The organism is Serratia bockelmannii (assembly GCF_008011855.1).
In the GTDB taxonomy this organism is placed as follows: domain Bacteria; phylum Pseudomonadota; class Gammaproteobacteria; order Enterobacterales; family Enterobacteriaceae; genus Serratia; species Serratia bockelmannii.
This window is the reverse complement of the sequence record NZ_VOUX01000008.1, coordinates 76,869-103,843: the sequence shown is the minus strand read 5'-3', so window position 1 is coordinate 103,843 and position 26,975 is coordinate 76,869. Positions and strand designations below refer to the sequence as shown.

The 26,975-nt window shown below is 59.6% G+C and carries 23 protein-coding genes, 4 tRNA genes and 1 other RNA gene; 23 read left to right on the top strand and 5 right to left on the bottom strand.

Annotated features, from left to right (window positions below):
- The 16 genes from wecB to FOT55_RS12015 all read left to right on the top strand — a co-directional run bounded on the left by wecB (nt 1) and on the right by FOT55_RS12015 (nt 13,224).
- Nucleotides 1–1,131: a non-hydrolyzing UDP-N-acetylglucosamine 2-epimerase gene (gene wecB / locus FOT55_RS12090; RefSeq protein WP_043142254.1), complete on the top strand. Its 1,131-nt coding sequence runs from the start codon at nt 1–3 to the stop codon at nt 1,129–1,131.
- Nucleotides 1,128–2,390, top strand: a complete 1,263-nt coding sequence (gene wecC, locus FOT55_RS12085) for a UDP-N-acetyl-D-mannosamine dehydrogenase (protein ID WP_060434813.1) — start codon at nt 1,128–1,130, stop codon at nt 2,388–2,390. Before wecB ends, wecC begins: the two co-directional genes overlap by 4 nt.
- Entirely contained in the window at nt 2,381–3,454 is a 1,074-nt protein-coding gene (gene rffG / locus FOT55_RS12080; protein ID WP_187181939.1) for a dTDP-glucose 4,6-dehydratase, read from the top strand. Before wecC ends, rffG begins: the two co-directional genes overlap by 10 nt.
- Nucleotides 3,455–3,502: 48 nt before the next feature.
- Complete coding sequence (gene rfbA, locus FOT55_RS12075) at nt 3,503–4,384, top strand: glucose-1-phosphate thymidylyltransferase RfbA (RefSeq protein WP_043142249.1); 882 nt, start codon at nt 3,503–3,505, stop codon at nt 4,382–4,384.
- Entirely contained in the window at nt 4,362–5,093 is a 732-nt protein-coding gene (gene rffC / locus FOT55_RS12070) for a dTDP-4-amino-4,6-dideoxy-D-galactose acyltransferase (protein WP_043142245.1), read from the top strand. The genes rfbA and rffC overlap by 23 nt, the downstream gene beginning before the upstream one ends.
- Nucleotides 5,080–6,210, top strand: coding sequence for a dTDP-4-amino-4,6-dideoxygalactose transaminase (rffA, locus tag FOT55_RS12065; RefSeq protein ID WP_060434811.1), 1,131 nt, complete (start codon nt 5,080–5,082; stop codon nt 6,208–6,210). Before rffC ends, rffA begins: the two co-directional genes overlap by 14 nt.
- A gap of 1 nt (nt 6,211) precedes the next feature.
- Complete coding sequence (wzxE, locus tag FOT55_RS12060) at nt 6,212–7,462, top strand: lipid III flippase WzxE (protein WP_147823503.1); 1,251 nt, start codon at nt 6,212–6,214, stop codon at nt 7,460–7,462.
- On the top strand, nt 7,459–8,544 hold the full coding sequence (locus tag FOT55_RS12055) for a TDP-N-acetylfucosamine:lipid II N-acetylfucosaminyltransferase (protein ID WP_060434809.1): 1,086 nt from the start codon (nt 7,459–7,461) through the stop codon (nt 8,542–8,544). The genes wzxE and FOT55_RS12055 overlap by 4 nt, the downstream gene beginning before the upstream one ends.
- Nucleotides 8,541–9,908, top strand: a complete 1,368-nt coding sequence (gene wzyE / locus FOT55_RS12050; RefSeq protein ID WP_060434807.1) for an ECA oligosaccharide polymerase — start codon at nt 8,541–8,543, stop codon at nt 9,906–9,908. The genes FOT55_RS12055 and wzyE overlap by 4 nt, the downstream gene beginning before the upstream one ends.
- Before the next feature lie 14 nt (nt 9,909–9,922).
- Nucleotides 9,923–10,663: a lipopolysaccharide N-acetylmannosaminouronosyltransferase gene (gene wecG / locus FOT55_RS12045; protein WP_025304866.1), complete on the top strand. Its 741-nt coding sequence runs from the start codon at nt 9,923–9,925 to the stop codon at nt 10,661–10,663.
- 366 nt (nt 10,664–11,029) lie between these two features.
- Nucleotides 11,030–12,433, top strand: coding sequence for a bifunctional threonine/serine APC transporter ThrP (gene thrP, locus FOT55_RS12040; protein ID WP_025304867.1), 1,404 nt, complete (start codon nt 11,030–11,032; stop codon nt 12,431–12,433).
- A gap of 135 nt (nt 12,434–12,568) precedes the next feature.
- Nucleotides 12,569–12,645 (top strand) — tRNA-Arg (locus tag FOT55_RS12035).
- 63 nt (nt 12,646–12,708) lie between these two features.
- Nucleotides 12,709–12,784: transfer RNA gene (locus FOT55_RS12030), tRNA-His, on the top strand.
- A 41-nt stretch (nt 12,785–12,825) separates the two neighbouring features.
- Nucleotides 12,826–12,912: transfer RNA gene (locus tag FOT55_RS12025), tRNA-Leu, on the top strand.
- A 74-nt stretch (nt 12,913–12,986) separates the two neighbouring features.
- Nucleotides 12,987–13,063, top strand: a tRNA-Pro gene (locus FOT55_RS12020).
- A gap of 32 nt (nt 13,064–13,095) precedes the next feature.
- Nucleotides 13,096–13,224, top strand: a non-coding RNA gene (locus FOT55_RS12015) — RtT sRNA.
- Between the two features lie 705 nt (nt 13,225–13,929).
- Here the strand turns inward: FOT55_RS12015 and hemY are convergent.
- Genes hemY through hemC form a run of 4 tightly spaced genes read right to left on the bottom strand, consistent with a single transcriptional unit; the run spans nt 13,930 to nt 17,955 of the window.
- Nucleotides 13,930–15,126 (bottom strand): protoheme IX biogenesis protein HemY, encoded by a 1,197-nt coding sequence (gene hemY, locus FOT55_RS12010; RefSeq protein ID WP_004934228.1) that lies wholly within the window; start codon nt 15,124–15,126, stop codon nt 13,930–13,932.
- 3 nt (nt 15,127–15,129) lie between these two features.
- A complete protein-coding gene (gene hemX, locus FOT55_RS12005; RefSeq protein WP_016929498.1) occupies nt 15,130–16,254 on the bottom strand; it encodes a uroporphyrinogen-III C-methyltransferase in 1,125 nt (374 codons plus the stop codon).
- A 22-nt stretch (nt 16,255–16,276) separates the two neighbouring features.
- Nucleotides 16,277–17,017, bottom strand: coding sequence for a uroporphyrinogen-III synthase (gene hemD, locus FOT55_RS12000; RefSeq protein WP_025304868.1), 741 nt, complete (start codon nt 17,015–17,017; stop codon nt 16,277–16,279).
- Nucleotides 17,014–17,955 (bottom strand): hydroxymethylbilane synthase, encoded by a 942-nt coding sequence (hemC, locus tag FOT55_RS11995; RefSeq protein WP_041037210.1) that lies wholly within the window; start codon nt 17,953–17,955, stop codon nt 17,014–17,016. Before hemC ends, hemD begins: the two co-directional genes overlap by 4 nt.
- A gap of 316 nt (nt 17,956–18,271) precedes the next feature.
- On the opposite strand from hemC, the gene FOT55_RS11990 reads away from it, so the two are divergent.
- Nucleotides 18,272–20,824, top strand: coding sequence for a class I adenylate cyclase (locus FOT55_RS11990; protein WP_019452546.1), 2,553 nt, complete (start codon nt 18,272–18,274; stop codon nt 20,822–20,824).
- A gap of 36 nt (nt 20,825–20,860) precedes the next feature.
- On the opposite strand, the gene cyaY is transcribed toward FOT55_RS11990, so the two are convergent.
- Nucleotides 20,861–21,181 carry an iron donor protein CyaY gene (gene cyaY / locus FOT55_RS11985; protein ID WP_004934237.1) on the bottom strand — a complete coding sequence of 107 codons (321 nt, stop codon included), beginning with the start codon at nt 21,179–21,181 and terminating at the stop codon, nt 20,861–20,863.
- Between the two features lie 78 nt (nt 21,182–21,259).
- Here cyaY and lptM point away from each other — a divergent pair, with 78 nt between their 5' ends.
- From lptM to uvrD, 6 genes are all read left to right on the top strand, one after another.
- Nucleotides 21,260–21,466, top strand: coding sequence for an LPS translocon maturation chaperone LptM (gene lptM / locus FOT55_RS11980; RefSeq protein WP_004934241.1), 207 nt, complete (start codon nt 21,260–21,262; stop codon nt 21,464–21,466).
- Between the two features lie 71 nt (nt 21,467–21,537).
- Nucleotides 21,538–22,362 (top strand): diaminopimelate epimerase, encoded by an 825-nt coding sequence (gene dapF, locus FOT55_RS11975; RefSeq protein WP_147823502.1) that lies wholly within the window; start codon nt 21,538–21,540, stop codon nt 22,360–22,362.
- Nucleotides 22,359–23,072 (top strand): DUF484 domain-containing protein, encoded by a 714-nt coding sequence (locus FOT55_RS11970; RefSeq protein ID WP_038874100.1) that lies wholly within the window; start codon nt 22,359–22,361, stop codon nt 23,070–23,072. The genes dapF and FOT55_RS11970 overlap by 4 nt, the downstream gene beginning before the upstream one ends.
- Nucleotides 23,069–23,980 (top strand): tyrosine recombinase XerC, encoded by a 912-nt coding sequence (gene xerC, locus FOT55_RS11965; protein WP_147823501.1) that lies wholly within the window; start codon nt 23,069–23,071, stop codon nt 23,978–23,980. Before FOT55_RS11970 ends, xerC begins: the two co-directional genes overlap by 4 nt.
- On the top strand, nt 23,980–24,696 hold the full coding sequence (gene yigB, locus FOT55_RS11960; protein ID WP_025304873.1) for a 5-amino-6-(5-phospho-D-ribitylamino)uracil phosphatase YigB: 717 nt from the start codon (nt 23,980–23,982) through the stop codon (nt 24,694–24,696). Before xerC ends, yigB begins: the two co-directional genes overlap by 1 nt.
- A 78-nt stretch (nt 24,697–24,774) precedes the next feature.
- Complete coding sequence (gene uvrD / locus FOT55_RS11955) at nt 24,775–26,937, top strand: DNA helicase II (RefSeq protein WP_025304874.1); 2,163 nt, start codon at nt 24,775–24,777, stop codon at nt 26,935–26,937.
- The last annotated feature ends 38 nt before the right edge of the window (nt 26,938–26,975 follow it).

Genomic DNA, 26,975 nt, shown 5'->3' with positions numbered 1-26,975 from the left:
GTGAAAGTGTTGACTGTTTTCGGCACCAGACCTGAAGCCATTAAAATGGCGCCGCTGGTACATGCACTGGCCCAGGATGAGGCCTTTGACGCAAGAGTCTGCGTAACGGCACAGCATCGTGAGATGTTGGATCAGGTATTGCGGTTGTTTGAGATCACGCCGGATTACGACCTGAACATCATGAAACCCGGCCAGGGGCTAACGGAAATCACCTGTCGCATCCTGGAAGGGTTGAAAGGGGTGCTGGAAGACTTCAAACCGGACGTGGTGCTGGTGCACGGCGATACCACCACCACGCTGGCGACCAGCCTGGCGGCGTTCTATCAACGCATCCCCGTTGGGCATGTCGAGGCCGGGCTGCGTACCGGCAATCTGTATTCTCCCTGGCCGGAAGAGGCCAACCGCAAACTGACCGGCCATCTGGCGATGTACCATTTCGCGCCAACCGAGAACTCGCGCCAAAACCTGTTGCGCGAGCTGCTGCCGGACAACCGCATTTTCGTGACCGGCAATACGGTAATCGACGCGCTGTTCTGGGTGCGCGACCGCGTGATGAGTGATGCTGCGCTGCGCGCGGGCCTGGCACAGCGTTACCCGTTCCTCGACGCCGACAAGAAACTGATCTTGGTCACCGGCCATCGCCGCGAAAGCTTTGGCGGCGGCTTTGAGCGGATTTGCAGCGCGCTGGCGGAGATCGCCAGCAATCACCCGGAAGTGCAGGTGGTGTATCCGGTGCATCTCAATCCAAACGTCAGTGAGCCGGTGAATCGCATTTTGAAAGGCATCGACAACGTCATGCTGATCGAACCGCAGGATTATCTGCCGTTTGTCTATTTGATGACCCAGGCTTACATGATCCTGACCGATTCCGGCGGCATTCAGGAAGAGGCGCCCTCGTTAGGCAAACCGGTGCTGGTGATGCGCGACACCACCGAACGCCCGGAGGCGGTAGATGCGGGCACGGTGCGTCTGGTCGGCACCGACGTGGCCAAAATTGTTGAAGCGGTGACCCGGCTGTTGACGGACGAAAGCGAATATCACGCGATGAGTCGGGCGCACAACCCGTACGGTGACGGGCATGCCTGTCAGCGTATCCTCGAAGCTTTAAAGAATCATCAGGTGAAACTATGAGTTTTGACACTATTTCGGTTATCGGCCTGGGTTATATCGGCTTGCCAACGGCGGCGGCGTTTGCCTCCCGCAAGAAAAAAGTGGTGGGTGTAGATGTTAACCAACATGCGGTAGATACCATTAACCGCGGCGCGATCCACATCGTTGAGCCGGATCTGGATAAAGTGGTCAAGGACGCCGTCGACGGCGGGTTCCTGCAGGCGGTGACCAAACCGCTGGCGGCCGATGCGTTCCTGATCGCGGTGCCTACGCCTTTCAAGGGCGACCATGAGCCGGATCTGGCCTATGTCGAGGCGGCGGCGAAATCGCTGGCGCCGGTGCTGAAAAAAGGTGATTTGGTGATCCTTGAGTCCACTTCGCCGGTGGGCGCCACTGAACAGATGGCGGAATGGTTGGCGCAGGCGCGCAGCGATCTCAGCTTCCCGCAGCACGCGGGTGAAGCGGCGGACGTGAATATCGCCTACTGCCCGGAGCGCGTGTTGCCGGGGCAGGTGATGGTGGAGCTGATTCAAAACGACCGCGTGATCGGCGGCATGACGCCGAAGTGCTCGGAGCGCGCCAGCGCGCTGTACAAGATTTTCCTCGAGGGCGAATGCGTGATCACCAATTCGCGCACCGCCGAGATGTGCAAGCTGACGGAAAACAGCTTCCGCGACGTGAATATCGCCTTTGCCAACGAACTGTCGCTGATTTGCGCCGAGCAGGGGATCAACGTCTGGGAGCTTATCCGCCTGGCAAACCGCCATCCACGGGTGAATATTCTGCAGCCGGGGCCGGGCGTCGGCGGTCACTGCATTGCCGTCGATCCGTGGTTTATCGTGGCGCAGAATCCGCAGCAGGCGCGCCTGATCCACACCGCACGCCTGGTGAACGACGGCAAACCGCTGTGGGTGGTCGACCGTGTGAAAGCGGCGGTGGCCGATTGCCTGGCCGCCACCGACAAGCGCGCGTCCGAGGTGAAAATTGCCTGTTTCGGCCTGGCCTTCAAGCCGAATATCGACGATCTGCGTGAAAGCCCGGCGGTAGAGGTGGCGCACCTGATCGCCGAATGGCACGTCGGCGAAACGCTGGCGGTGGAACCGAACGTCGAACAGTTGCCGAAGTCGCTGGCGGGCCATGTGACGTTGACGCCGATTGCCGAGGCGTTGCAGCAGGCCGATGTGATCGTGATGTTGGTCGATCACCAACAGTTCAGGGCCATCCGGCCGGAAGATGTAAAACAAACATGGGTTGTTGATACCAAAGGAGTATGGCGTTGAAACGTATTTTAGTTACCGGTGGTGCCGGTTTCATTGGCTCCGCAGTTGTGCGGCACATCATCGAGGCCACCGGCGACAGCGTGGTGGTGGTGGATAAGCTGACCTATGCCGGTAACCTCGAGTCGCTGGCGGTGGTGGCCGAGAGCGAGCGCTATGCTTTTGAGCAGGTCGACATCTGCGATCGCGCCGGGTTGGATCGGGTATTTGCCCAGTATCAACCGGATGTAGTGATGCACCTGGCGGCGGAAAGCCACGTCGATCGTTCTATCGACGGCCCGGCGGCCTTTATCGAGACTAACGTGGTTGGCACTTACACGATGCTGGAAGCGGCGCGCCATTACTGGCAGCCGTTGGCGGCGGAGAAGAAGCTGGCTTTCCGTTTCCATCATATCTCCACCGACGAAGTGTACGGCGACCTGCACGGCACCGACGATCTGTTCACCGAAACCACGCCCTATGCGCCGAGCAGTCCGTATTCCGCCTCCAAGGCGTCGAGCGATCATCTGGTGCGTGCCTGGTTACGCACCTACGGTTTGCCGACCCTCGTGACTAACTGTTCGAATAACTACGGTCCTTATCACTTCCCGGAGAAGTTAATTCCGTTGGTGATCCTGAATGCGGTAGCCGGCAAACCGCTGCCGGTATACGGCAACGGCGCGCAGGTGCGTGACTGGTTGTATGTCGAGGATCACGCGCGTGCGCTCTATCAGGTCGTGACCGAAGGCGTGGTGGGCGAAACTTACAATATTGGTGGCCACAACGAGCGCAAGAATATCGAAGTGGTACAGACCATTTGCGATCTGCTGGAGGAACTGGCGCCAAACAAACCAGAAGGCGTGGCGAACTACCGCGATCTCATCATTTACGTGAAGGATCGCCCGGGCCACGACATGCGTTATGCCATCGACGCTGGCAAAATCGATCGTGAGTTGGGCTGGCGGCCGCAGGAAACCTTCGAAAGCGGCATTCGCAAGACGGTAGCCTGGTACCTGGCTAACGAAACCTGGTGGCGCCGGGTGCAAGACGGCTCTTATGCCGGCGAGCGTTTAGGGTTGTCAGATTAATTTAACGCCGCATCGCTCTGCGGCGGCGCGGCGGTTTTTGGAGTAAGTATGAAAGGTATTATTCTGGCTGGCGGTTCCGGTACGCGTCTGCATCCGATCACTCGTGGCGTGTCCAAGCAACTGCTGCCGATTTATGACAAGCCGATGATCTATTACCCGATGTCGGTACTGATGCTGGCGGGGATCCGCGATATTTTGATCATCTCGACCCCGGAAGATCTGCCGTCCTTCGAACGTTTGTTGGGTAACGGCGAACAGTTCGGCGTCAATCTCAGCTACGCTGCGCAGCCTAAGCCTGAAGGTCTGGCGCAGGCGTTTCTGATCGGCGAGGAGTTTATCAACGGCGATTCTTGCTGCCTGGTGTTGGGCGATAACATCTTCTTCGGCCAATCTTTCAGCCCGAAATTAAAAACCGTCGCGGCCCGCACCGAAGGGGCCACCGTGTTCGGTTATCAGGTCATGGATCCTGAACGCTTTGGCGTCGTGGAGTTTGACGGCAACTTCCGTGCGCTGTCGATCGAAGAGAAACCGAAGAAACCGAAATCCGATTGGGCGGTGACCGGTCTGTACTTCTACGATAGCCAAGTGGTGGAGTTTGCCAAGCAGGTGAAGCCTTCTGAGCGCGGCGAGCTGGAAATCACCAGCATCAACCAGATGTATCTGGAGCGCGGTGAACTGACCGTCGAGCTGTTGGGACGCGGTTTCGCCTGGTTGGACACCGGGACTCACGACAGTCTGCTGGAAGCCAGCAGCTTCGTGCAGACGGTAGAAAAACGCCAGGGCTTTAAAATCGCCTGTCTAGAGGAAATTGCCTGGCGCAACGGTTGGCTGGATGACAAGGGACTCAAACGTGCCGCCAACGCCTTGTCGAAAACCGGTTACGGTAAGTACCTGTTGGATCTGCTGCATGTGCGTCCACGCCACTATTGAGCCTTTGGCGTGGGAAAGCGAGTTTTTCGCGCTAGACAGCGCGAAACTCAGCTTCTCCTCCTCGGCTCCGGCGCTTGCCGAAGCCGATCTGGCGGCTTATGCCTTGGTGCAGGCCAAAGTCCCCGCTCAGCACCTTGCGTTGGCGGACGGTCTGGCTGATTTGGGATTTCGCCTGGTTGAGGGCGAGGTCGATCTGGTTCTGGCTCTTGAGCATGATCACGTGGTTGAACCGGGTTTCGTCGCCCAGACGTCCCGCCTGGCGGCAGAAGCCGATATCCCGGCATTGCGCACCGCGGCGGCTCAGGCGTTCACCGTCAGCCGCTTTCGTACCCCCTGGTATCAACCTGATGACAGCGGCCGGTTTTATGCTTTGTGGATCGAAAAGGCCGTTCTGGGCACCTTCGATCATCAGTGCCTGTTGGCGCTGGACGAACAGGGGCGGCCAGAGGGATTTGTCAGCCTGCGTGACATTGGCGGCCAGGAAATGCGTATCGGCCTGCTGGCGGCTTTCCCCGGCGTATCAGGCCGGGGCATTGGCACTCGGCTGATGACTGCGGCGCTGGCCGAATGTCGGCGGCAAGGAATGCAGCGCCTGCGGGTCGCGACCCAGACAGGCAATATCGCCGCATTACGACTCTATCAACGACAGGGTGCCGTGATTGAAAGCACCGCGTACTGGTTATACAGAGGTAGACATGATTCCATTTAACGCTCCACCGGTTGTTGGCACTGAACTGGAATATATGCAGGCTGCCATGGGCAGCGGCAAATTGTGCGGCGACGGCGGCTTTACCCGTCGCTGCCAGCAGTGGATGGAACAGCGTTTCGGCAGCGCGAAAGTGTTGTTGACGCCTTCCTGCACCGCGTCGTTGGAAATGGCCGCCATCCTGCTGGATATTCAGCCGGGTGACGAAGTGATCATGCCGAGCTTTACCTTCGTTTCAACCGCCAACGCCTTTGTGCTGCGCGGTGCCAAAGTGGTGTTCGTCGACCTGCGTCCGGACACCATGAACATCGACGAAACCAAAATCGAAGCGGCGATCACCGATAAAACCCGCGCGATTGTGCCAGTGCACTATGCCGGCGTTGCCTGCGAGATGGATACCATCATGGCGCTGGCGAAGAAATATAACCTGTTCGTGGTGGAAGACGCCGCGCAGGGTGTGATGTCGACCTACAAAGGCAAGGCATTGGGCACCATTGGCCATATCGGCTGCTTCAGCTTCCATGAAACCAAAAACTACACCGCCGGCGGCGAAGGCGGCGCGACGCTGGTGAACGATCCGGCCCTGATCGATCGGGCGGAAGTCATCCGCGAGAAAGGCACCAACCGCAGCCAGTTCTTCCGTGGCCAGGTCGATAAATATACCTGGCGCGACATCGGTTCCAGCTATTTGATGTCTGACCTGCAGGCCGCTTACCTGTGGGGCCAGCTGGAAGTGGCGGAACGCATCAACCAGCGCCGTTTGGCACTGTGGCAGAAGTACTACGACAGCTTCCTGCCGTTGGCGAAGGCCGGCCGCATCGAACTGCCGAGCATCCCAGCCGACTGCGTGCATAACGCGCACATGTTCTATATCAAGCTGCGTGATATCGAAGAGCGCACGGCCTTTATCGACTACCTGAAGGAAGCCGAAATCATGGCCGTGTTCCACTATATCCCGCTGCATGACTGCCCGGCCGGTGAACGCTTTGGCCGCTTTGCCGGCGAAGATCGTTACACCACGCAGGAAAGTGCGCGTCTGGTGCGCTTGCCGCTGTTCTACAATATGTCTGATGTCAATCAGCGTACGGTAATCAATACCATCCTGAGCTTCTTTGCCTGATATGTCGTTGGCAAAAGCATCGATATGGACCGCCGGCTCCACGCTGATCAAAATTGGCGTGGGGCTCTTGGTGGTGAAACTGCTGGCGGTAGCGTTTGGCCCCAGCGGCGTGGGGCAGGCGGGTAACTTTCGCCAGTTGATCACCGTGCTGGGCGTGCTGTCCGGCGCGGGTATTTTTAACGGTATAACCAAATACGTTGCGGAGTACCATCAGGATCCGCAGCGTTTGCGCCTGGCGGTCGGTACCGCGTCGAGCATCGTGCTGGGCTTTTCGACCTTGCTGGCGCTGGTGTTTCTGTTCGCCGTCGAACCGATCAGCATCGGGCTGTTCGGGCATGCCGATTACGTCGGCGTGGTGCGCGCCGTCGCTTTCATTCAGATGGGCATCGCCTACGCCAACCTGTTCATGGCGGTGCTGAAAGGCTATCGCGACGCGATGGGCAATGCGCTGGCGGTGATCGGCGGCAGCCTGATCGGCGTGGTGGCATATTACCTGTGCTTCAAGCTGGGTGGCTATGAAGGCGCGCTGGCGGGGCTGGCGCTGGTGCCGGCGTTGGTGGTGCTGCCGGCCGGGCTGATGTTGTGGCGGCGCAAAACGCTGCCGCTGCGCTATTTGGCGCTGCGCTGGGACAAACGGGTGGCCGGTAACCTCGGCAAATTCACCGTCATGGCGTTGATCACCTCGGTGACGCTGCCGGTGGCCTACGTCATGATGCGAAACCTGCTGGCCGCGCATTACGGCTGGGATGAGGTGGGGATCTGGCAAGGCGTCAGCAGCATTTCCGATGCCTATCTGCAGTTTATCACCGCCTCGTTTACCGTCTATCTGCTGCCGACGCTGTCGCGGCTGACGGACAAGGGCGCCATCTCGCGGGAGATCGTGCGCTCGCTGAAATTCGTGCTGCCGGCGGTAGCGGCAGCGAGCTTTACGGTCTGGGTGCTGCGCGATTTCGCTATCTGGTTGCTGTTCTCGGATAAATTCGTCGCCATGCGCGATCTGTTTGCCTGGCAACTGGTGGGCGACGTGCTGAAAGTCGGGGCTTATGTGTTCGGCTATCTGGTGATCGCTAAAGCGTCGCTGCGCTTTTATATCCTGACGGAAGTCAGCCAGTTTCTGCTGCTGACGCTGTTCTCGCACTGGCTGATCCCGCAGCACGGCGCGCTGGGTGCGGCTCAGGCCTATATGGCAACCTACATCGTGTATTTCGCGCTCTGTAGCTGCGTGTTTCTTATTTATCGTAGACGAGTATGACCACACTGATTCACGTTCTGGGATCCGATATCCCGCATCATAACCAGACGGTGCTGCGCTTCTTCAACGACGTGCTGGCGCCGCGTCTGCCGGCTGAGCAGACGCGGCATTTTATGGTGGCGGCCAAGGATGTGGCGGCACTGGGGGATTTCCCCGCCCTGAATATTGAGCCTTACGCCGATAAGAAAAGCCTGGCGGCGGCGGTGATCGCCCGCGCCCAGGCCGATCGCGCTGCGCGCTTCTTCCTGCACGGCCAGTTCAATCCGGGGCTGTGGCTGGCGCTGCTGAGCGGCAAGATCAAGGCGCGTCAGGTCAGTTGGCATATTTGGGGCGCCGATCTGTACGAAGACGCCACCAGCTGGAAATTCAGGCTGTTTTATCTGCTGCGCCGCATTGCCCAGGGGCGGGTGGGGAATGTATTTGCTACCCGCGGCGACGTGATTCACTACCAGCAGCGCCATGCGCGGGTACCGGCTTCGCTGCTGTACTTCCCGACCCGCATGGATCCGGCGCTGACCGACGTTCACGTCGAGAAAAATCTGGCCGGGCCGATGACGATTCTGGTGGGCAACTCCGGCGATCGCAGCAATCGGCATATCGAAGCACTGCAGGCGATCCATCAGCAGTTCGGCACCGACGTGCGCGTGATCCTGCCGATGGGCTATCCGGCCAATAACGACGCTTACATCGAGCAGGTGCGTGCCGCCGGATTGCCGCTGTTCGGCGAGAAAAATCTGCAGCTGCTCACGCAGCAGGTGGCATTTGAAGACTACCTCAATATTCTGCGCGCCTGCGATCTCGGCTATTTCATTTTCAATCGCCAGCAGGGGATAGGCACCCTGTGCCTGCTGATTCAGTTTGGCGTGCCTTTCGTGCTCAGCCGGCAAAACCCGTTTTGGCAGGATTTGGCGGAACAGCACCTGCCGGTGCTGTTCTACGGCGACTCGCTCGACGAGGCGGTGGTGCGCGAAGCGCAGCGTCAGCTGGCGGCGGTAGATAAACAGGCGATCGCTTTCTTCAATCCGAACTATGTCGACGGCTGGCAGCAAGCCCTGGCGCTGGCGGCGGGAGAGCACTCATGACGTTGGCGCAATTCGGCGGCCTGTTCGTCGTCTACCTGGTCAGCCTGACGTTTATTCTGACGCTGACCTACCAGGAGTTTCGGCGCGTGCGCTTTAACTTCAACGTCTTCTTCTCGCTGCTGTATTTGCTGACGTTTTATTTCGGCTTCCCGCTGACCTGTCTGCTGGTGTTTCAGTTTGACGTCGAGGTGGTGCCGGTGGAGTTTCTGCTGTACGCCTTGCTGTCGGCGACGGCGTTTTACGCCATCTATTACGTCACCTACAAGACCCGGCTGCGCAAGCGCCGCTCTCAGCCGCGTGCGGCGCTATTCACCATGAACCGGGTGGAAACCCATATGACCTGGGTGCTGCTGGCCTTGGTGGCGATCGGGACCGTGGGTATCTTCTTCATGCAGAACGGCTTCCTGCTGTTCAAGCTCAATTCCTACAGCCAGATCTTCTCCAGCGACGTGTCCGGCGTGGCGCTCAAACGGTTCTTCTACTTCTTCATTCCGGCGATGCTGGTGGTCTATTTCCTGCGGCAGGATCTGCGCGCCTGGTTCTTGTTCCTGGTGGCGACGGTGGCGTTCGGCATTCTGACCTACGTCATCGTCGGCGGCACCCGCGCCAATATCATCATCGCCTTCGCGCTGTTCCTGTTTATCGGTATCGTGCGCGGCTGGATCACGCTGTGGATGTTGGCGGCGGCGGGCATATTCGGTGTGGTCGGCATGTTCTGGCTGGCGTTGAAGCGCTACAGCCTGGACGTCAGCGGCGCGGAAGCGTTTTATACCTTCCTTTATCTGACCCGCGATACTTTCTCGCCGTGGGAAAATCTGGCGCTGCTGCTGCAAAATTACGACAAGATCGATTTCCAGGGCCTGGCGCCGATCCTGCGTGATTTCTACGTCTTTATTCCAACCTGGCTATGGCCAGGCCGGCCGGACGTGGTGCTGAACTCAGCCAACTATTTCACCTGGGAAGTGCTGAACAATCACTCCGGGCTGGCGATTTCCCCGACGCTGATCGGTTCACTGGTGGTGATGGGCGGCGCGCTGTTTATCCCGCTCGGCGCGATTCTGGTGGGCATGATCATCAAGTGGTTCGACTGGCTGTATGAGTTGGGTAAAACCGAACCGAACCGCTATAAGGCGGCCATTCTGCAAGGCTTCTGCTTCGGTGCGGTGTTCAACATAATCGTATTGGCGCGTGAAGGGGTGGACTCATTTGTGTCGCGCGTGGTGTTCTTCTGCATTATTTTCGGCGCCTGTCTGGTGCTGGCGAAGTTGCTGTATTGGCTGTTCGATACCGCCGGGCTGATCAAGGCCAGAGTGACGCGCGCCCGCGCGCTGGCCTCTCCCCCACGGGTGGACGGTCTTTTGTAAGGGTAATGACGACGATGGAAACAAAGATTTCGGTGCCGCAGTATGAGCTGCGCGGTTTCAGCCTGTGGGGCTTTCGCGATATGGCGCACTGCATGGACTTTCTGTTCGACGGCGGCCGGGTCAAACAGGGCACGCTGGTGGCCATGAACGCGGAAAAGATCCTGAAGGCGGAAGAGGACCCGGCGCTGCATGCGTTGCTGGATGAGGCGGAGTACAAGTACGCCGACGGCATCAGCATGGTGCGCTCGATTCGCCGCAAATACCCGGCGGCGGACGTTTCGCGCGTTGCGGGCGCCGATCTGTGGGAAGCCTTGATGCAGCGCGCCGGTCGTGAAGGCACGCCGGTCTTCCTGGTCGGCGGCAAGCCGGAGGTCTTGGCGGAAACCGAGCAAAAGCTGCGCAGCCAGTGGAATGTCAACCTGGTGGGTAGCCAGGATGGCTATTTCAAACCGGAGCAACGTGAGGCGCTGTTCGAGCGTATTCGCGCCAGCGGTGCCGCTATCGTGACGGTGGCGATGGGATCGCCGAAGCAGGAGATCCTGATGCGCGACTGCCGCAAGGTGCATCCGCAGGCGCTGTACATGGGCGTGGGCGGCACCTACGACGTCTTTACCGGCCACGTGAAGCGTGCGCCCAAGGTGTGGCAGAACCTCGGTCTGGAATGGCTCTACCGCCTGCTCAGCCAGCCCAGCCGCATCGGCCGGCAGTTGAAGCTGTTGAAGTTTGTCGGCTACTACTACAGCGGCAAGATGTAACCTCTACATCCGGGGCGGAAAGTGCTGTTCCGCTCCGGTCTGCTGTACCAATAATCTGCTTTTGCACGTTTCTCCCGCATATCTATAACCCCCAGCCCTAAACGCAGCCGCATTTATTCCATAAAGTTTTAAATTGCGGTTTGCTTATAGCGGCGAAATGCGAAACGATACCGCCCGGAAATTATCCCCGGCCGCTGAAGCCTGATGCGACAGCGCTGAACGATGTTCTTCTCACGGTAACTTCGCTCCGACTACCCGTTGATGCCAACCCGAACGGCAGGGGATGATTTATTCTTTTAATAATGACAATAACGACCGGCAGCGGCCGGCAGGCAAACACAACCCGAGAAAAATTATTGAGGATTTATGGCACACAAAGAGAAACCGCAAGGGCTACACCGGGGCCTTGAGGCCCGGCACATCGAGCTTATCGCTCTGGGAGGCACCATCGGTGTCGGCCTGTTTATGGGGTCGGCCAGTACGCTGAAATGGGCGGGGCCGTCGGTACTGCTGGCCTACATCATCGCCGGGCTGTTCGTGTTCTTTATTATGCGTTCGATGGGGGAGATGCTGTTCCTCGAGCCGGTCGCCGGGTCGTTTGCCGTTTACGCGCATAAATACATGAATCCCTATTTCGGCTACCTGACCGCCTGGGGCTACTGGTTTATGTGGATTGCCGTCGGCATTTCTGAGATCACCGCCATCGGGGTGTATGTGCAGTTCTGGTTCCCGGAAATACCGCAGTGGGTGCCGGCGCTGATCGCCGTGGCGATGGTGGCGCTGGCCAACCTGGCGGCGGTGCGCCTGTACGGTGAGCTGGAGTTCTGGTTCGCCATGATCAAGGTCACCACCATCATCGTGATGATTCTGGTGGGGCTGGGGGTGATCTTCTTCGGCTTCGGCAACGGCGGTGAGCCTATCGGTTTCGCCAATCTGACGGCGCACGGCGGTTTCTTTGCCGGTGGCTGGAAAGGCTTCCTGTTTGCGCTGTGCATCGTGGTGGCGTCCTATCAGGGGGTTGAGCTGGTAGGCATCACCGCCGGGGAAGCCAAGAACCCGCAGGTGACGCTGAAACGCGCGATCAACAATATCCTGTGGCGCATCCTGATCTTCTATGTCGGCGCAATCTTCGTCATCGTGACCATCTTCCCGTGGAACGGCATCGGCACCACCGGCAGCCCGTTTGTGCTGACCTTCGCCAAGATCGGCATCGTCGCCGCCGCCGGCATTATCAACTTTGTGGTGCTGACCGCCGCGCTCTCCGGTTGCAACAGCGGCATGTACAGCGGCGGCCGCATGCTGTACGCCCTGGCCAAGAACCGCCAACTGCCGGCGGCGTTGACCAAGCTTTCCGCCAGCGGTGTGCCGGTGAACTGCATCGCCGTCACCATCGCCTGTCTGTTGGTGGGGTCCGCGCTGAACTACATCATCCCGAATCCGGAGCAGGTGTTCGTGTATGTCTACAGCGCCAGCGTGCTGCCGGGCATGGTGCCGTGGTTCGTGGTGCTGATAAGCCAGCTCTATTTCCGCCGTGCCCATAAGGAAGCGATCAAAACCCACAGCTTTAAGTCGATCATGTTCCCGTATGTGAACTATCTGACCATCGCTTTTCTGGTTTGCGTGTTGGTCGGCATGGGAATCAACCCAGATACGCGAATTTCCCTGCTGGTCGGGGCGATTTTCTTAGCCGGCGTCAGCCTGTGCTACTTCGCTTTCGGTATGCATAAGAAACATCATCCGGCTGAAAATCGGGTAGAAACGCGGCAATAAACGGTGAAAAGGGGCTACGGAGTGCGCTTTCCTGCGCAGGAGTGAGCAAAGCGTAATCAAACGCAACATTTCTGCGAAAAAGCACTAGACAGGATTGGCGTAAATCCGTAGTATCCCCTCCCGCAACGGCGCTACGCGCCCGTAGCTCAGCTGGATAGAGCGCTGCCCTCCGGAGGCAGAGGTCTCAGGTTCGAATCCTGTCGGGCGCGCCATTAAGTTTGTGCGCAGGAGCTGCGGTGGTAATATTACCGCGTGAGTAAGAAGAAGTAGTAATGGTGGCTATAGCTCAGTTGGTAGAGCCCTGGATTGTGATTCCAGTTGTCGTGGGTTCGAGTCCCATTAGCCACCCCACTTCCTAACGAAGTGAAGATTTAGCAGTATTTTGTGACAGTGCGAAGGTGGCGGAATTGGTAGACGCGCTAGCTTCAGGTGTTAGTGTTCTTACGGACGTGAGGGTTCAAGTCCCTCTCTTCGCACCACGCAAAATATCTGATAAATATAAGATTTATATGGACAACGGTCTGATAAATCGGGTAGTATGAGCAACACAAATCGGCGAGTAGCGCAGCTTGGTAGCGCAACTGGTTTGGGACCAGTGGGTCGGAGGTTCGAATCCTCTCTCGCCGACCACATTCAAAGAAACCGACGCAAGTCGGTTTTTTTACGCCTGCAGTTTATGAGGATGGGTACCTCCGCAGGAGGTTCGAGCCTCGCGAAGCGAGACAACGTTGCTTTAGCAACGGCCCGCAGGGCGCGTATCAACGATGCGCGTAATCCTCTCTCGCCGACCACTTTCAAAGAAACCGACGCAAGTCGGTTTTTTTACATCTGCCGTTTATGAGAGCAAGTTTTCTCAGCATGACGAAGCTAATACCGACAAGCCCGTGCAGCAATGCGCGGGTTTTTTGCGTATCGAAGGATGGGCATTTTGTCTCTGCTGGCAAGCGTGTTGGTTTTCAGCGACAACGCCATCCAGCGCTGTCGTCAGGTTGAGACAAATAATTCATTGATTTAAAAAGATAAAGTTGGCTTTGGCTTAAGTCGTCGTTTTGAGGCGACATCCTGATAACGGCCGCTGGCAAGGAATGCCAGGAAGTGATTTGCAACGCAAAGGATGGAATTAAATAAAAATCAATATTTTCAATATCTTGAATTCTATTTTCTTATGGGGATGGACTCAATATAAAAGTTGGCACGCCAAATGCTATATCTATAGCGTAGATGCTCATTCCACCTCTTATGTTCGCCTTAGGCTTCATAAACCCTGGGAATGACGCAGAGCCGATTTAAGGTGCCTATCGCCCACGAGAACGATGACTAACCCGTCATCACGCTCAGGGCAGAACGTTGAGTGAGGCACCGCCCCTGTTGTCCTAGACCTGATTGCTTCTTTATACACTTGCCATACGGCAAGTGTTTTTTTTTGCGCCACAGAAAAACCCTGAGCAAAAAAAAGCGCGGCATCGGGGCCGCGCTCTTCTCTCTCGGGCAGGGCGTTATTCGCCGCCGTTCTGTTTCAGCGTCAACATCAGCCCCTCACGCCGCATCTGCGCCGCTTCATCCGAACGATGCAGTTTCTCCAGCGTATCGGCCAGCCAGGCGTAATCGTAGGCGTCCGGACGCTGTTTCAGCGCTTCGCGGAAGGCGTCGGCCGCTTGCTGCCACTCGCCGTGCTTCATCAGCAGTTGCCCCAGCGTGCTGTTTAACAGCGGCGTCGCGCCGTGTTGTTTCATCTGCTGACGCAGCGCTTTCTCCAACTGCTCGGGGTTGCCGGACTTCAGCCGCGGCAGCAACAGCACCAGGCGCTCGTCGTATTGGCGCTTCAGGCTGTCGAGCACAATCTCCTGCGCCAGTTCGTGGTCGTTGCATTCGATCAGGTGTTCCACCATCGCGATTTGCAGCGGCACCTCGTGACGCGTCTTGCGACTCTGATCTTTCCACCAGCGCTTCAGGCCTTCGCTGCCTTCGTCCGCCATCGCCTGATTCATCAGCCCGATATAAGCCTGTTGCTGCAATGCCTGCAACTGCTCTTCACTGTGGAGTTCGATTTTACGCATCGACGGCAGCACTTCCAGCAGCGACGCGTAGGCGCCGGTGCGCAGATAGGCTTGTTCCGCCAGGCGCAGCACTTCCGGATGGCGCGGCGCCTGGTTCAGCAGGCGATCGACGCCGTGGCGCGCGGCGTGGTTCTCGCCCTGCGCCAGCTGGATGCGAACCCGGGTGATATCCACCGGCAGCTGATCGGTGTCGGCGGCTTCGGCGGCGCGTTCCAGATATTGATTGGTACGGAAGTCATCGCCGCGTTGCTGCGCGGCCTCGGCGGCCAGCAGGTAGTTCACCACCGGCTGTTCAGCGTGATCGGCGTTGCGCGTCATCAGCTTCTCAACCTGCTTATAGTCGCCTTCCGCCAGTTTGATCAGCGCGGCTTTGGTTTGCTGGCGCGCGCGGGTGCGCTTGCGGCCGATAAACCAACCGCGCGTGCGGGCGCCGGTACGGAAGATGCGGCGCAGGATCCACTCGATCGCCAGCAGCACCACGAACAGCAGCACCAACATGATCACCAGGCCGGTGACGCTGGTTTCGATATTGTAGTTATCGGTCTGGATCAGCACGTAGCCCTGATGCCCGGCCAACATCGGCCCGAGCACCACGCTGGCGATCACCACCAGGAACAGAAATAGCACGCGTAACATGGCTTAACCCTCCTGGTGAGCGGCAGGGGACTGGGTCATCAGGTTGCGCACCCGGGTCTGCATCACTTTTTCGAGCAGCGGCTGGCTTTTCAGCTGATCCGGCACGTCCATCGAGATCGACTGTTGGCTCAGGTTATCCAGCTCTTCCAGGAAAGCCTTGGTCGCCGGATCGGTGGTGTCGAAATAGGCGCGCACCCAGGTGGAGACGGTTTCCAGCGATTGCTTGTAGGTCTCGTTCTGGTGGCGTGGGATGGCCTGTGCGGCCACCAGCAGGCGCGAACGGATATTTTCGCGCAGGTAGATGTCCTGGTTCGGCGCCAGCAGCGGTTCGGCGCTGGTATCGCGACGGCGGATGGTGATGAAGTCGGCCATGAAATTGCGCCAGCTCTTGGCCAGGTTCTGCCGCCATTCGCCGATCGAGCCGGAGAGCTCGCTGCTGTTTTGATCCATCGGCGCTTCGTCGGTGTCGTTATCGGCCAGGCGCAGGTTATCCACCTGGTTGGACAGCTGATTGACCTTGAGGATGATGCCGTCGTAATCGACCTGGGTCAGCGTAGAAAGCGTGCTGATGTCTTCGGTAATGGCGCGGCGCACGTCGAGCAGGCTAGGATCGTTCATGTCCGCCAGGCTGGCGTCGGCGCTTTTCAGCAACGCGGCGGCGCTGGTCACGTCTTGATCGCTCCACAGCTTGCGGCCGGCCATTTTCACCAGGAAATCGGCCTGCGCCAGCAGCCAGGTTTTGGCGTCGCTGCCGGAGATGGTCGCCACTTTTTCCTGCAGCTCGCTCAGTTGACGCGCCAAATTCGCCTGCTCGCGATCGGCGGCGTCCAGGGTTTTACCCTGCTGCTGCAGCAGGCCTTCCAGCGCATTTCTTTCCTGCTGTTGGCTCTGCTTCACGCCTTCAAGCTGCTGCTGCAGCGCCTGATTGGCGGCGATCAGCTGTTGCGCCTGCTTGTGCGTGTGGTAATAGCCGCCCGCGCCGAGGGCGATGACCAGCACGATAGCGATCGCGCCGAGCACCGGGCCGGTGTTCTTGCCTTTGCGGCTGGCAGCGGCTGGCTGCTGGGAGCTCTCAACCGCGGTGGTTGGCTCTTCAACCGGGGCGGCTGGGGTATTTTGTTCCGTCATAGTGGCACATCCCATAGTCAGATTATTGTAGCGCGCGGATCAGCGCGTCATTATCGGCGTTGTCAGCTACCCGAATCGTACGCCAGCCCAAATCCCGGGCGAGGGTAGCCAGGCGTTCGCTCACTACTACCAGGCGGCAACGCAGCAGCCATGAAGAACGATAGTAATCAGGAACTAAAGTATAGAGCTGTTGTAACATTTCACCGCTGGTCACCACCAGCGTATCCACACCGGCACGCTGCCAGTGGGCGCTTTGCTCGCTGCCGTCGTAGTGCACCGGGCTGCGTTGATAGCATTCATAATAGCTGACGTCGGCGCCGCGCTCGCTCAGCGTTGTGCCCAGCAACTCGCGGCCGCCGTTGCCGCGTAAAATCAGCGCGCGTTTGCCCGCCAGCTTTTGCAGCGCCGGCAGCAGCAGCAGCGTTTCGCTGATCTCGCGCTCGCGCGGGTATTCCACCGGCAAACTGCTGATGCGGTGCAGCGCCAGTCCGGTGGTACGGCCAATGGCGTAATAGGCCAGGTGAGCGGGCCAGCTCAGTCCGGCGCGGCCGATGACCGAATCGGCATAGTTCACCGAATGCTGCGACAGCACGAATACCAGATCGCCGGCGTTCAACTGCTGCAACGCCTGCGGCAGCTGCGGCAGATCGCTGCCGGGGGCGAAGTCGATCAGCGGTGCATGATAGGCAACCCGGCCGAGTGCGCGCAGCCGGCTCACTAACCGCTCTCCCGAAGGCGATGGGCGGGTTACCAGGATCGTCATGCCGGCGGATTTCCCTGATAAACCTCGCGCAGGATCTCGCGCGCGCCGCGCGCCAGCAACTCTTCCGCCAGCTCAACGCCCATCCGTTCAGCCTCGGCGGCCGGGCCGCGGCGTTCGCCGCGCACCATCTGGCTGCCGTCCGGCGCGCCGACCAGGGCGCGCAGCCATAGGCTGTCGCCATCCAGTTCGGCATAGCTGCCGATCGGCACCTGGCAGCCGCCTTCCAGACGGGTGTTCATCGCCCGTTCGGCGCGCACGCGGGTTTCGGTAGCCGCATGGTTCAGCGGCGCCAGCAGCGCGCGGGTGACGCTGTCGTCGAGACGGCATTCAATGCCGACTGCACCCTGGCCGACCGCCGGCAGGCACTCTTCGGCACTCAGCGGGCTGCGGATGCGTTGCTCCAGCCCCAGGCGTTTCAGGCCGGCCACCGCCAGAATAATCGCGTCGTAGTCGCCGTTGTCCAGCTTGGCCAGGCGAGTGCCGACGTTGCCGCGCAGGTCGCGTACGATCAGGTCCGGGCGGCGTTCGCGCAGTTGGCACTGGCGGCGCAGGCTGGAGGTGCCGACCACGCTGCCCTGCGGCAGCTGATCGAGCGAGGCGAAACGATTGGAAACAAAAGCGTCGCGCGGATCTTCGCGTTCGCAAATGGTGGTCAAACCGAGGCCGGCAGGGAAATCGACCGGCACGTCTTTCATCGAGTGCACGGCGATGTCGGCGCGGCCTTCCAGCAGCGCGAGCTCGAGTTCTTTAACAAACAGGCCTTTACCGCCGACTTTCGCCAGCGGCGTATCCAGAATAACGTCGCCGCGCGTCACCATCGGCACCAACTCGACCTGCAGGCCGGGATGGCTGGCCATCAGACGTTGCTGCACATAATGTGCTTGCCAGAGTGCAAGCGGGCTTTGTCGGGTGGCAATTCGAATAATTTTGTCTAACATGCTTGTTACCGTTTTTATATTTCGCCATCCATCCTACCACTGAGAGCCAATACTGTCAGTGCAAGAAGCCGGAGGCGGAAAAAGGACAACGGAATCAAAGGGACGTGTGATGTGCTTTGGGGCAGTTAACACTGCGGGTAAATCGTTTAGGGAAGCGCTACAATAATTGTGAAGCGTTACCTCCTTTACGGTCAATCAGCAAGGTGTTAAATTGATCACGTTTCCAGCAATAAGTCGCCAAATATTCTTCTTACACTAACGGCGCTTATGGAATACGGGTTTTTTTCTAAACACCGGGATAATCAGGCGAGACGTCTTGTACCTCTACATCGAGACATTGAAGCAGAGACTGGATGCGATCAATCAGCTACGCGTCGATCGCGCCCTAGCGGCTATGAAGCCCGCGTTTCAACGGGTATACAGTCTGCTGCCCACCTTACTGCACCACCACCACCCGCTGATGCCGGGTTACCTGAACGGTAACGTTCCCCATGGCATTTGCCTCTACACGCCTGATGAAACTCAACAAGATTACCTGAACGATTTAGAAGACAAATGGGGCAGCCCGTTTGACAAGCCGGCCAGCGGCGAGCTGCCGATCACCGGCGTCTACTCGATGGGCAGCACCTCGTCTATCGGCCAAAGCTGCAGCTCGGATCTCGACATCTGGGTCTGCCACCAGTCCTGGCTGGACAACGAAGAACGCACCCGTTTGCAGCAAAAATGCAGCCTGCTTGAGAAGTGGGCCGCCTCGATGGGGGTGGAGGTCAGCTTCTTCCTGATCGACGAAAACCGCTTCCGCCATAATGAAAGCGGCAGCCTGGGTGGCGAAGACTGCGGCTCGACGCAGCACATCCTGTTGCTCGATGAATTCTATCGCACCGCTGTGCGCCTGGCTGGCAAACGCATCCTGTGGAACATGGTACCGGGCGAAGAAGAAGCGCACTACGATGAATACGTGCTGTCGCTGTACGCGCAGGGTGCGCTGACGCCGAACGAGTGGCTGGATCTCGGTGGCCTGAGTTCGCTGTCGGCGGAAGAGTACTTCGGCGCCAGCCTGTGGCAGCTGTACAAGAGCATCGATTCGCCTTACAAGGCGGTGCTGAAGACCCTGCTGCTGGAAGCCTATTCCTGGGAATACCCCAATACCCAACTGCTGGCGACGGACATCAAACACCGGCTGCATCAGGGTGAGATCGTCAGCTTCGGGCTTGATGCCTACTGCATGATGCTTGAGCGCGTGACCCGCTACCTGACCGACATCAACGACACCACCCGCCTCGATCTGGCCCGCCGCTGTTTTTACCTGAAAGTATGTGAAAAGCTGTCGCTGGCCAAGGCCTGTGTCGGCTGGCGACGCGAGATCCTCAGCCAATTGGTCAGCGAGTGGGGCTGGAGCGAAGAGCGTCTGGCGATGCTGGATAACCGCGCCAACTGGAAAATCGAGCGGGTGCGCGAAGCGCATAACGAACTGCTCGATGCGATGATGCAAAGCTACCGCAACCTGATCCGTTTCGCCCGCCGCAACAACCTCAGCGTCAGCGCCAGCCCGCAGGATATCGGCGTGCTGACCCGCAAACTGTACGCGGCGTTCGAAGCGCTGCCCGGCAAGGTGACGCTGGTGAACCCGCAGATCTCACCGGACCTGTCGGAAAACGATTTAACCTTTATTCACGTGCCGGTTGGCCGCGCCAACCGCACCGGCTGGTACCTGTATAATCAGGCACCGGCCATGGATTCGATCGTCAGCCATCAGCCGCTGGAATATAACCGCTACCTGAACAAGCTGGTGGCCTGGGCCTATTTCAACGGCCTGCTAACGCCGCAGACCCGCCTGCACATCAAGAGCGGCAACCTGTGCGACACCGCCAAGCTGCAGGAGCTGGTGGCCGACGTTTCTCATCACTTCCCGCTGCGCCTGCCGGCGCCGACGCCGAAAGCGCTGTACAGCCCGTGCGAAATTCGCCATCTGGCCATCATCGTCAATCTGGAAAACGATCCGACCGCCGCCTTCCGCAATCAGGTGGTGCACTTCGATTTCCGCAAGCTGGACGTGTTCAGCTTCGGCCAGCAGCAGCAGTGTTTGGTGGGCAGTATCGATCTGCTGTATCGCAACTCCTGGAACGAAGTGCGTACCCTGCATTTCAGCGGCGAGCAGTCGGTGCTGGAAGCGCTGAAGACCATTCTCGGCAAAATGCACCAGGACGCCGCGCCGCCGGAGTCGGTGGAAGTGTTCTGCTACAGCCAGCACCTGCGCGGCCTGATCCGCACCCGTATCCAGCAGCTGGTGTCGGAGTGCATCGAGCTGCGCCTGTCCAGTACCCGGCTGGAACCCGGCCGCTTCAAGGCGGTGCGCGTTGCCGGGCAGACTTGGGGGCTGTTCTTCGAGCGCCTGAGCGTGTCGGTGCAAAAGCTGGAGAATGCGGTGGAGTTTTACGGCGCCATCTCCAACAACAAGCTGCACGGCCTGTCTATCAAGGTGGAAACCGATCAGGTGCATCTGCCGCCGGTGGTGGACGGCTTCGCCAGCGAGGGGATCATCCAGTTCTTCTTCGAAGACACCTCAGACGACAAGGGCTTCAACATCTATATTCTGGATGAGTCGAATCGGGTGGAGGTGTATCACCACTGCGAGGGCAGTAAAGAGGAGCTGGTGCGCGACGTCAGCCGCTTCTACTCCTCGTCGCACGATCGCTTCACCTACGGCTCCAGCTTCATCAACTTCAATCTGCCGCAGTTCTATCAGATCGTGCAACTCGACGGGCGCACGCAGGTGATCCCGTTCCGCAGCAACGTGCTGTCCAGCCTGTGCGTGACGGTGGCCGACGGCGCCGCTCAGCCGCTGAAACAGCAGTTCCAGCTGCATTGACGCCGCAAGGGCTCGGTTGCCGAGCCCTGCTTAGCCTCAGGAAAAATGCAGTTCCTCGCCGGCCTGCGCGCTGGCCGCTTCGCTGAGCAGCTGATAAAACGGCTGCCCGCTGCGATCGCATAGCCAAACGCCGTCGCGGTAGTTGAAGTGATAACCGCCGGCCTTGGTGGCGAGCCACACCTGGTGCAGCGGCTCCTGGCGGTTGATGACGATTTTGGTGCCGTTTTCGAAGCTCAGCGTCATTACGCCGCCATTGGTTTCGTAATCGATATCCGCATCGCCGTCAAAATCGTCCAGTGTCTCTTCAATATTCAGCATCAGCTGGTCGGCCAACTGGTGAAACTCACTGTCGTTCATATTCAATTCCTATTGCTTTTCATGATCCACCTGCGATTATAGAGACCTTGGACGCATGAATTACAGGCATTAATGCAAATGAAAAAACAACTACGCTATGCGCTGATGGCAGTTCTGGTTACCGGCCTCGCCGGCTGCGGTCTGAAAGGCCCGCTTTACTTCCCGCCTGCCGATCCCGCCAGCCAGAAACCGGCCAAGCCGCCGGTGCAAACGGGCGATCAGGTGCAAAAGAACCAGCAGGAGCAGTCTGGCTCTCAGCAAAAACCGTCGATGGTTGACCAGTAAACCCCGGTTTGCGGTAGCGAGCGCCACCGCAACATCAAGACGGATAGCGCGTCCAGATAGCGGAGTATGATATGCAGTTCTCCAAAATGCACGGTCTGGGCAACGACTTTATGGTGGTCGATGCCGTTACACAGAATGTCTATTTTTCACCTGAGCTGATCCGCCGGTTGGCCGATCGGCACCTGGGCGTCGGCTTTGACCAGATGCTGGTGGTAGAACCGCCTTACGATCCCGAACTGGATTTTCACTACCGAATTTTTAACGCCGACGGCAGCGAAGTGGCGCAGTGCGGCAACGGCGCGCGTTGCTTCGCGCGTTTCGTGCGGCTGAAAGGGCTGACCAACAAACGCGACATCCGTGTCAGCACCCAAACCGGGCGCATGGTGCTCAGCGTCACCGACGACGATCTGGTGTGCGTCAACATGGGCGAACCGAATTTCGACCCGCAGGCGGTGCCGTTCCGCGCCACTAAGGCTGAAAAGACCTACATCATGCGCGCGGCGGAACAGACCGTGCTGTGCGGCGTGGTGTCGATGGGTAACCCGCATTGTGTTTTGCAGGTGGACGATGTAACAACTGCCAAGGTGGAGCTGCTTGGGCCGGTGCTGGAAGGGCATGAACGCTTCCCGGAACGGGCCAACATCGGCTTTATGCAGGTGGTGAGCCGCGATCACATCAAGCTGCGCGTTTATGAACGCGGCGCTGGTGAAACGCAGGCCTGCGGCAGCGGCGCCTGTGCGGCGGTGGCGGTGGGGATCCAACAGGAATTGCTGTCAGAAGAGGTGCATGTAGAACTGCCGGGCGGCAGCCTGCATATTCGCTGGAAAGGGCCGGGCAATCCGCTGTTTATGACCGGTCCGGCAACCCATGTCTATGACGGATTTATTCATCTATGAAAAGCGTAGAAGAACAGAGCGTCGCCGGCCTGGCGCTGGATGACGACACCGTGATGCAGTACCTGCTGCAGAACCCGGATTTCTTTATTCGCAACGCGCGCCAGGTTGAGCAGATGCGCGTGCCGCACCCGGTGCGCGGCACCGTTTCGCTGGTGGAATGGCACCTGGCCCGCCAGCGCAATCACATCGAACGGTTGGAAGAAGAGATCACGCTGTTGATGGAGCAGGCCAGCGCCAACGAAGGGCTGTTCGCCCGGTTGCTGCACCTGCAGGCCGATTTGGCCACCGCCGACAGCCTGCAGGACATGCTCAATCGGCTGCAGCGCTGGGCGCGCGGCTTCGGTTTGGCCGGCGCCACGGTGCGCCTGTTCGCCGAACGCTGGAAGATCGGCGCACCTTCCGACTTCACCCACCTGGCGCTGACGCGTTCGGCGTTCGAGCCGTTCCGCATTCAGCGGCTGGGCAGCGAACAACACTACCTCGGTGGTCTGAACGGCCCCGAACTGCTGCTGCTGTTGCCGCAGGCCAAACAGATTGGCCAGATTGGCTCGGTGGCGCTGTCGATGCTGGGCGACGACGGCGAACTGGGCATGGTGATCTTCAGCAGCCGCGATACGCAACACTATCAGCAGGGCATGGGCACGGTGATGCTCAATCAACTGGCGCGCATGCTGCCGGAACTGCTGGAACGCTGGGTCGAACGCGCATGACGCCGATTGCGCCCAGCCTGCAGCAGCCGGTGGACGCGTTTCTGCGTTATCTCAAGGTAGAACGCCAACTCAGCCCGCTGACGCAGCTCAGCTATTCACGCCAGCTGGCGGCGCTGATGCGCCTGGCGCAGGAGATCGGCGTCACCGACTGGGTGGCGCTGGATGCCGCCCGGGTGCGCATGCTGGCGGCGCGCAGCAAACGCGCCGGCCTGCAGTCCGCCAGCCTGGCGCTGCGGCTTTCTTCGCTGCGCAGTTTCCTCGACTGGCTGGTCAGCCAGAGCGTATTGCACGCCAATCCCGCCAAGGGCATCCGCACGCCGCGCAGCGGCCGCCATCTGCCGAAAAACATCGACGTCGATGAAATGAACCAGCTGCTGGAGATCGATCTCAACGATCCGCTGGCGGTGCGCGATCGCGCCATGCTGGAGGTGATGTACGGCGCCGGCCTGCGCCTCTCCGAGCTGGTGGGGCTGGATTGCCGTCATGTCGATATGGCCGCCGGCGAGGTGTGGGTGATGGGGAAAGGCAGCAAAGAGCGCAAATTGCCGATCGGGCGCACCGCCGTCACCTGGCTGGAACACTGGCTGGCGATGCGCGATCTGTTCGGGCCGGAAGATGACGCGATGTTCCTGTCCAATCAGGGGCGACGCATCTCGACGCGCAACGTGCAAAAGCGCTTCGCCGAGTGGGGCGTGAAACAGGGCGTCAACAGCCATATTCACCCGCACAAGCTGCGCCACTCCTTCGCCACCCACATGCTGGAGTCCAGCGGCGATCTGCGCGCGGTGCAGGAACTGCTCGGCCACGCCAACCTGACCACCACGCAAATTTATACCCACCTCGACTTTCAACATCTGGCGAACGTGTACGATGCCGCGCATCCGCGTGCCAAACGGGGGAAATCCTGATGCATTTTTATCGCCCGCTGCGCCCGCTGGCGGCGCTGACTTTCGATCTGGACGACACGCTGTATGATAACCGTCCGGTGATCCGGCAAACCGAACAACAGTCGGTGGCCTTCCTGCAGAGTTATCATCCCGGCCTGAGCAGCTTTCAGTCGGCGGATTTTCATCGCCTGCGTCAGGAGCTGCGCGAGCAGGAGCCGGAGATCTACCATGACGTCACCCAGTGGCGCTGGCGCGCCATTCATCTGGCGCTGAGCCGGCAGGGGCTGCGCGACGCCGAAGCGGCGATCGGGGCCGATGCGGCGATGCAGAACTTCGCGCTGTGGCGCAGCCGCATCGAGGTGCCGGAAGCGACCCACGCCACGCTGAAGGCGTTGGCCGCGCGCTACCCGCTGGTGGCGATCACCAACGGCAACGTCGATCCGTCGCTATGCGGCCTGGACGGTTATTTCCAGTTCGTGTTGCGCTCCGGGCCGGACGGGCGCGCCAAGCCGTACCAGGACATGTACCACCTGGCCGTTGAGCGGCTGGGCGTGGCGCCCGAGCAGATCCTGCACGTGGGCGACGATCTGACTACCGACGTCGCCGGCGCGCTGCGCGCGGGGCTGCAGGCCTGTTGGATCAACGATCGGCAACGCTGCCTGATGCAGGCTGCCGACAGCCGCTTGCTGCCGCATATTGAGATTTCGCAGTTGGCATCGCTGACAGCATTGTTATAATCCCTGCCAGAACTCTGTATAAATTTCCAGTGAAAAACCCGTCACCGGCGGGTTTTCCCTTAACCATTAGTGGTGCCTATGGACGTCTCCGATCTGCTCGACAGCCTGAATGAAAAACAACGTGAAGCCGTGGCGGCGCCGCGCAGCAACCTGTTGGTTCTGGCCGGGGCGGGCAGCGGCAAGACGCGGGTACTGGTGCATCGCATCGCCTGGCTGCTGTCGGTGGAGAACTGCTCACCGTATTCGATCATGGCGGTGACCTTCACCAACAAGGCGGCGGCGGAAATGCGCCACCGTATCGAACATCTGATCGGCACCAGCCAGGGCGGCATGTGGATCGGCACCTTCCACGGCCTGGCGCATCGTCTGCTGCGCGCCCACCACCTGGAAGCCAACCTGCCGCAGGATTTCCAGATCCTCGACAGCGACGACCAGCTGCGGCTGCTCAAGCGCATCATCAAGGCGCTGAACGTCGACGAGAAGCAGTGGCCGCCGCGTCAGGCGATGTGGTACATCAACGGCAAGAAAGACGAGGGCCTGCGCCCGCAGCACGTCGAGACCTACAACAACCCGGTAGAGGCCACCTGGCTGCGCATCTATCAGGCCTATCAGGAAGCCTGCGATCGCGCCGGGCTGGTGGATTTCGCCGAGCTGCTGCTGCGCGCGCACGAGCTGTGGCTGAACAAGCCGCATATCCTCAACCACTACCGCGAACGTTTCACCAACGTGCTGGTGGACGAATTCCAGGATACCAACAGCATCCAGTACGCCTGGATCCGTCTGCTGGCGGGCGGCAACAGCAACGTGATGATCGTCGGCGACGATGACCAGTCGATCTACGGCTGGCGCGGCGCGCAGGTGGAAAACATTCAGCGCTTCCTGAAAGATTTCCCCGGCGCGGAAACCATCCGCCTGGAGCAGAACTACCGTTCCACCAGCAACATCCTGAAAGCGGCCAACACCCTGATCGCCAACAACGACGGGCGCATGGGCAAAAACCTGTGGACCGAAGGCGGCGAAGGTGAACCGATTTCCCTCTACTGCGCCTTCAACGAACTCGACGAAGCGCGCTTCGTGGTTAACCGCATCAAGACCTGGCAAGACAACGGCGGCGCGCTGAACGACTGCGCTATCCTGTACCGCAGCAACGCCCAGTCGCGCGTGCTGGAAGAGGCGCTGTTGCAGACGGCGATGCCGTACCGCATCTACGGTGGCCAGCGCTTCTTCGAACGCCAGGAAATCAAGGATGCGCTGGCTTACCTGCGCCTTATCTCCAACCGCAACGACGATGCGGCCTTCGAGCGCGTGGTCAACACCCCGACGCGCGGCATCGGCGATCGCACCCTCGACGTGGTGCGCCAGGCGGCGCGCGATCGCCAGCTGACGCTGTGGCAGGCGACGCGCGAGCTGATGCAGGACAAAGTGTTGGCCGGCCGCGCCGCGTCGGCGCTGCAGCGCTTCATCGAACTGGTGGAGTCGCTGGCGCATGAAACCGCCGACATGCCGCTGCACGTGCAGACCGACCGCGTGATCCGCGATTCTGGACTGTTCATCATGTATGAGCAGGAAAAGGGCGAGAAGGGGCAGGCGCGTATCGAAAACCTTGAGGAGCTGGTGACGGCGACGCGCCAGTTCAGTTATCAGGAAGAAGATCAGGATCTGATGCCGCTGCAGGCATTCCTGTCTCATGCGGCACTGGAAGCGGGCGAAGGCCAGGCCGACGCTTACCAGGATGCGGTGCAGCTGATGACCCTGCACTCGGCCAAGGGCCTGGAGTTCCCGCTGGTGTTTATCGTCGGCATGGAAGAAGGCATGTTCCCGAGCCAGATGTCGCTGGATGAAGGCGGCCGTCTGGAGGAGGAGCGCCGTCTGGCCTATGTGGGCGTAACGCGCGCCATGCAGAAGCTGACGCTGACCTACGCCGAAACGCGCCGTCTGTACGGCAAAGAGGTTTACCATCGGCCGTCGCGCTTTATCGGCGAGCTGCCGGAAGAGTGCGTGGAAGAAGTGCGCCTGCGCGCCAGCGTATCGCGCCCGGTCAATCACCGCCGCATGGGCACGCCGATCAGCGAGAACGATACCGGCTACAAGCTGGGCCAGCGCGTGCGCCATCCCAAGTTTGGCGAAGGCACCATCGTCAATCTGGAAGGCAGCGGCGAGCACAGCCGGTTGCAGATCGCTTTCCCGGGCGAGGGCATCAAGTGGCTGGTGGCGGCCTACGCTCGCCTGGAAACGGTATAAAGAGCGGGGAGAGTTGCAGGGGCAGGCCCCTGCAATCG